Here is a 4902-nt window from a genome sequence, read left to right as displayed (position 1 = left end):
CTTTAGTTGATGTAGCTTTATCTGAATGGCAAAATAGAAACTCATCATAAATGAATCAAAAAATTAGTTAAAATAGAAAATTATTAGATTTAGGAAAATAGTGAAATAGGTAATGGTAAGTTAAGCTAACTATTTAACAAAGTATAAATCAGCAAAAACTGGGTTTACCCAGAAAAATTACGGATTTTATATTATTAACTTCAAAGAACATAATATAACCTTGAAAATTTTAATCTAATGAATACACCAAGTCATGCCATTATTAATCTCGCACTTCTGACTAAACCTCTACTACCACAAGCTAATCTTGCTATTGTAATAGGTGGAATTTTACCTGATATTCCTATCTTTATTTTCTACTTTTGGGCAAAATTTATTGCTCGTTTACCAGAGGCAAAAATTTGGTCAGAAGCATATTATCAACCATTAATCCAAAATCTTGTTGCCATCTTTCATTCTATTCCTTTGGCTATAATTGGATTGCTAATTTCTTACTACTTTGGTTGGCAAATTATGCAGGTAATTTGTATTAGTTTAATCCTGCATTCTCTACTAGATTTGCCAGTACATAATGATGATGCTCACAGACACTTTTTCCCTTTTAGTAATTATAGATTTATTAGCCCTATTTCTTATTGGGACCCAAAGCATTATGGTTCAATTGTTGCTTTGATAGAAATTTTGCTAGTTTTATTAGGAAGTTTGCGGGTATTTCCCGGAATTAATTCTTTTGTAGGAAAGGGATTAATAATTTTNTAGGAAATATCCTAGCACTTTTTTTATCTTGAAATAGAAGGAAATACAAAAGAAGAGGATTGGCTAAAAGGATTTTTTTTCTTTTTTATCAATGAATCGAGAGGCTTTATACCTGAATTTTTCGGTAATTATCAAAAAGGTCTCATGGGACTATATTGAGTATATTTATTATTTAATAATTGAATTTTTACCTTAAGTATAAAGCCTTCTCCCTACTCCCCCACTCCCCTACTCCCTACTCCCTATTCCCTAATTATTTAAGACCGCCGAATATTAAAACAACACCACTCTTCTCGCTTCCAAAGAGTAGCTACAACCCAACCATTCTGTTCTAAAGTATCAGCAATTGATTTAGCTTGTTCTAATAAAATACCACTCATAATTCCCCAACTTGTCGGTTTAGCGATCGCTTCGAGACGCGGAATTATATCAATAATAACCTCAGCTAAAATATTACAAACTATACCATCTACAGGTTCAGGAACTAATTTAATTAAATCCTCAATATCTCCCTGTTCAACAATTAATTTTTCCTGCTCTATTTGATTTAATTTTCCATTATTAATAGTCGATCTAATTGCCAAAGGATCAATATCTACAGCATAAATTTGACGTACTCCTAATAATGCCGATCCAATAGACAAAATACCACTACCACAACCAATATCAGCAATTACTGCTTCAGGATTAGGTTCCAAACCCAAGCGCATTTCTAGCGACTCCAAACATAATTCTGTAGTAGGATGAGTACCAGTACCAAAAGCAGCTCCTGGATCTAAACGGAGAATAATTCTATCTGACTTATCTGGTAAAGCTAACCAAGCAGGATGAATCAGAAAGCGATCGCCAATTTCTTGAGGTTGCCAATATTGCTTCCAACTACTTGCCCAATCTTCTTCCTCAATTAAATTCCAATCCATCACTGGAGCTGGTAAATTCATACATAGAGCATCTTGACGCAGATTTAAAGCCAGAGCGGATAAGTCCAACAGTTGAGTTTGGTCTTCTGGTAAATAAGCCAATACCAAACAATCATTACCTTTAACCTGACTCGCCGTCCCCCGGCAACCAAAACTATCCAGACGCCAGAAAATTACCTCCTCCAGACTTTGGTTAGATAAGACTCTAATTTCCCACCAGTTATATGCCATAAAAATAGAATTTAAAATTTAGAATTTAGGATTTAGAATTCAGAATTTAGGATTCTGAATTGGTAAATTTACCTCTACATAATTCAGAATTGCTCAAATAGAATTTAGAATTCTGAATTAGTAAATTTACCTCTATATAATTCAGAGTTCTGAATTGGTAAATTTACCTTTAATTCTACATTTTAAATTCTAAATTCTAGATTTCAATGAGGTTTAATTCTAAATTCTACAGAGCAACCGTATAAGCATTTCTAATTCCTTCTTCTTTGAGAATTTCAGTTAATATTGCTTCTGGCAATGGGTCATCAACACTTAATACCATCACCGCATCACCCCGAACAATTTTACGACCCACCTGCATACTGGCAATATTGACATTAAAACTACCTAGAAGTGAACCTATTTTACCAATAATTCCAGGCAAATCTCGGTGGAGAGTCAATAACATATATGGACTAGGAGGGACATTAATGGGGAAACCATCAATATTAGTAATCCGAATCTCATCTCCTCCGAGTAAAGCACCACGAACAATATGGTCTCCTAGAGAACCCTTTGCTTCCAACTGCAACGAACCAGTATAATCCCGTATCGAATCATCTTTAGTTTCAACTACTCGAATACCTCTTTCCTTAGCTTCAATAGAAGCGTTAACATAATTGACGCGCTCTCGCAAAGCTTGGGAAAGTAAACCCTTCAAGGCCGCTATTACTACAGGTTTACTATCCACAGTGGCCAAATCTCCTTCAAGACGAACATTGAGAAAATCAATACGTCCACCTGCTAACTGACTGACCAAATTACCAAGAGTTTCGGCCAATAACAAATAGGGCTTAAGTTTTTTCAATGTATCAGGATACATACCAGGAATATTCACTGCCGATCTAGCAGGCAACCCTAACAATACATCTCGAATTTGTTCAGCCACATCTATTGCCACATTCACTTGAGCTTCAGCAGTAGAAGCACCCAAGTGAGGAGTCAAGACAATTTTTTGCCCCAACTCTCGTAGTGGAGACTCAGCTTCTAGAGGTTCATTTTCATAAACATCTAAAGCAGCTCCAGCAATTTTTCCTTCTTTTAAAGCTTCAGCTAAAGCAACTTCATCAATAATTCCACCTCTAGCACAATTAATAATCCGAGCTGTAGGCTTCATTTTGGCAAAAGTTTCAGCATTAATAGAATGATAAGTTTCGTCAGTTTTGGGTATGTGGAGAGTAATATAATCAGACTCTTGGACTAATAGTTCCATATCTACCAAAGTACAACCCAACTGTTCTGCCCTTTCTGCAGAAATAAATGGATCGTAGGCCAAAATTTTCATACCCATAGCTTTCGCCACCTTAGCTACATGGGAGCCAATTTTACCCAAACCAACAACACCGAGAGTTTTTTTGTAGACCTCTACCCCCATAAACTTTTTACGGTCCCATTTACCATCGATAATTGATTGGTTAGCCTCTGCAACGTGGCGCGACATAGACATCATCATGGCCAGGGCGTGTTCTGCTGCTGCAATGGTATTTCCTTCTGGTGAGTTAACTACCACAATACCTTTACGAGTTGCTTCTGGTATATCTACATTATCTACCCCTACTCCAGCGCGACCAATAATTTTTAGTTGTGTTGCAGCTTCTATGATTTCTTTAGTAACTTTAGTACCAGAGCGAATCATTAAAGCATCATATTCTGGTATGATTTTTGCCAATTCTTCTGCAGGCAGACCTGTTTTTACATCTACCTGAGCTACTTGGGAAAGAATATCTATTCCACTTTTATCTATTGAGTCTGATACAAGAACTTTTGGCATAGTAGTTAATTGAATAATTTAGGTTATTTGATTGTTTTTCTGACTGAAACTTTTGCTTCAGCTTGATTTTTTTGTGCCTTAAATAACAACTTTACCCTTTAGAGTACCAGCATGGGCCTATAATTTAATTGATTGTCAGAAAGATTTTAGATTGCTTTTATTAACTTCTATGAATTATCTTGTCGCTGTATTATCAGACCGTATTGAAGCTGAGGCTGCCTATTCTGCTTTAGAAAAAGAAGGTTTGCCTATGAAACAAGTGGCGATATTGGGCCGGGGTTATCAAACTGCCGATGAATATGGCCTGATAGATCCTAATGAACAGGCCCGCAAACAAGCAATGCGGATGGTAATTTGGCTTGTACCTTTTGGTTTTGCTGCTGGTACTACTTTTAGTTTGATTACTGGTTTGAATACTTTTGCTTGGGCAGGGGAATTTGGCAATCATTTTATTGGGGGAATATTGGGTGNTTAATAAAAGCAATCTAAAATCTTTCTGCGATATTGGGCCGGGGTTATCAAACTGCCGATGAATATGGCCTGATAGATCCTAATGAACAGGCCCGCAAACAAGCAATGCGGATGGTAATTTGGCTTGTACCTTTTGGTTTTGCTGCTGGTACTACTTTTAGTTTGATTACTGGTTTGAATACTTTTGCTTGGGCAGGGGAATTTGGCAATCATTTTATTGGGGGAATATTGGGTGCTATTTCTGGTGCAATGGGTGGAACTTTTGTTGGTGGTGGAGTGGGTTTGGTTATTGGTGGTGGTGATGCTTTACCTTATCGTAATCGTCTGAAAGCAGGTAAATATTTAGTTGTTGTGAAAGGTTCGGAAGCTTTGACTCGTTTAGCAACTCGGACTTTATATCAGTTTAAACCAGAAAATATTCAAGGATATTCTGCACCGGAAAGTTAGAAGGAAGTGTAAGATGATATCTGGCAAAATGACCGAATTTTGTCATTGCGAGGGGGGATGGGAAAGTAGATATTTTAGTTGATTTAATCATTACCTCCCGTGGCAATCTATTTTCACATAATGTGATATTGCTTCAGCTAACTTCTGGCTTTCTCCTCGGAGTTAACTTGTTAGTATCCGCCTCGCAATGACAATATGAGATTTATAACTTTAACTTCTTTTATGGTTGATAAACTAAATATAAAACTACTAGCTTTTTTACCTGTG

At 36.5% G+C, this 4902-nt stretch carries 2 protein-coding genes and 2 pseudogenes; 2 read left to right on the top strand and 2 right to left on the bottom strand.

Features of this window, described 5'->3' with window-relative positions:
• Nucleotides 1–237: 237 nt before the first annotated feature.
• Nucleotides 238–755 (top strand): annotated as a pseudogene (locus AFK68_RS41480) (hypothetical protein); the annotation flags it as partial.
• Between the two features lie 258 nt (nt 756–1013).
• Here the strand turns inward: AFK68_RS41480 and prmA are convergent.
• Both prmA and serA read right to left on the bottom strand, forming a co-directional pair.
• Nucleotides 1014–1907, bottom strand: coding sequence for a 50S ribosomal protein L11 methyltransferase (gene prmA / locus AFK68_RS10570; protein WP_094672666.1), 894 nt, complete (start codon nt 1905–1907; stop codon nt 1014–1016).
• 226 nt (nt 1908–2133) lie between these two features.
• On the bottom strand, nt 2134–3717 hold the full coding sequence (gene serA / locus AFK68_RS10565) for a phosphoglycerate dehydrogenase (RefSeq protein WP_094672665.1): 1584 nt from the start codon (nt 3715–3717) through the stop codon (nt 2134–2136).
• 498 nt (nt 3718–4215) lie between these two features.
• Between serA and AFK68_RS10555 the strand changes: the two are divergent.
• Nucleotides 4216–4635 (top strand): annotated as a pseudogene (locus tag AFK68_RS10555) (hypothetical protein); the annotation flags it as partial.
• Between the last annotated feature and the right edge of the window lie 267 nt (nt 4636–4902).

The sequence above is a fragment of the Hydrocoleum sp. CS-953 genome (assembly GCF_002260545.1).
Classification (GTDB): Bacteria; Cyanobacteriota; Cyanobacteriia; order Cyanobacteriales; family Microcoleaceae; genus Trichodesmium.
This window is presented reverse-complemented; position numbering and strand designations above follow the sequence as displayed.

Excerpts from the sequence above, each read along its gene's own strand:
- prmA (WP_094672666.1), bottom strand. The coding sequence starts at position 1,907 with ATGGCATATAACTGGTGGGAAATTAGAGTCTTATCTAACCAAAGTCTG.
- serA (WP_094672665.1), bottom strand. The coding sequence starts at position 3,717 with ATGCCAAAAGTTCTTGTATCAGACTCAATAGATAAAAGTGGAATAGAT.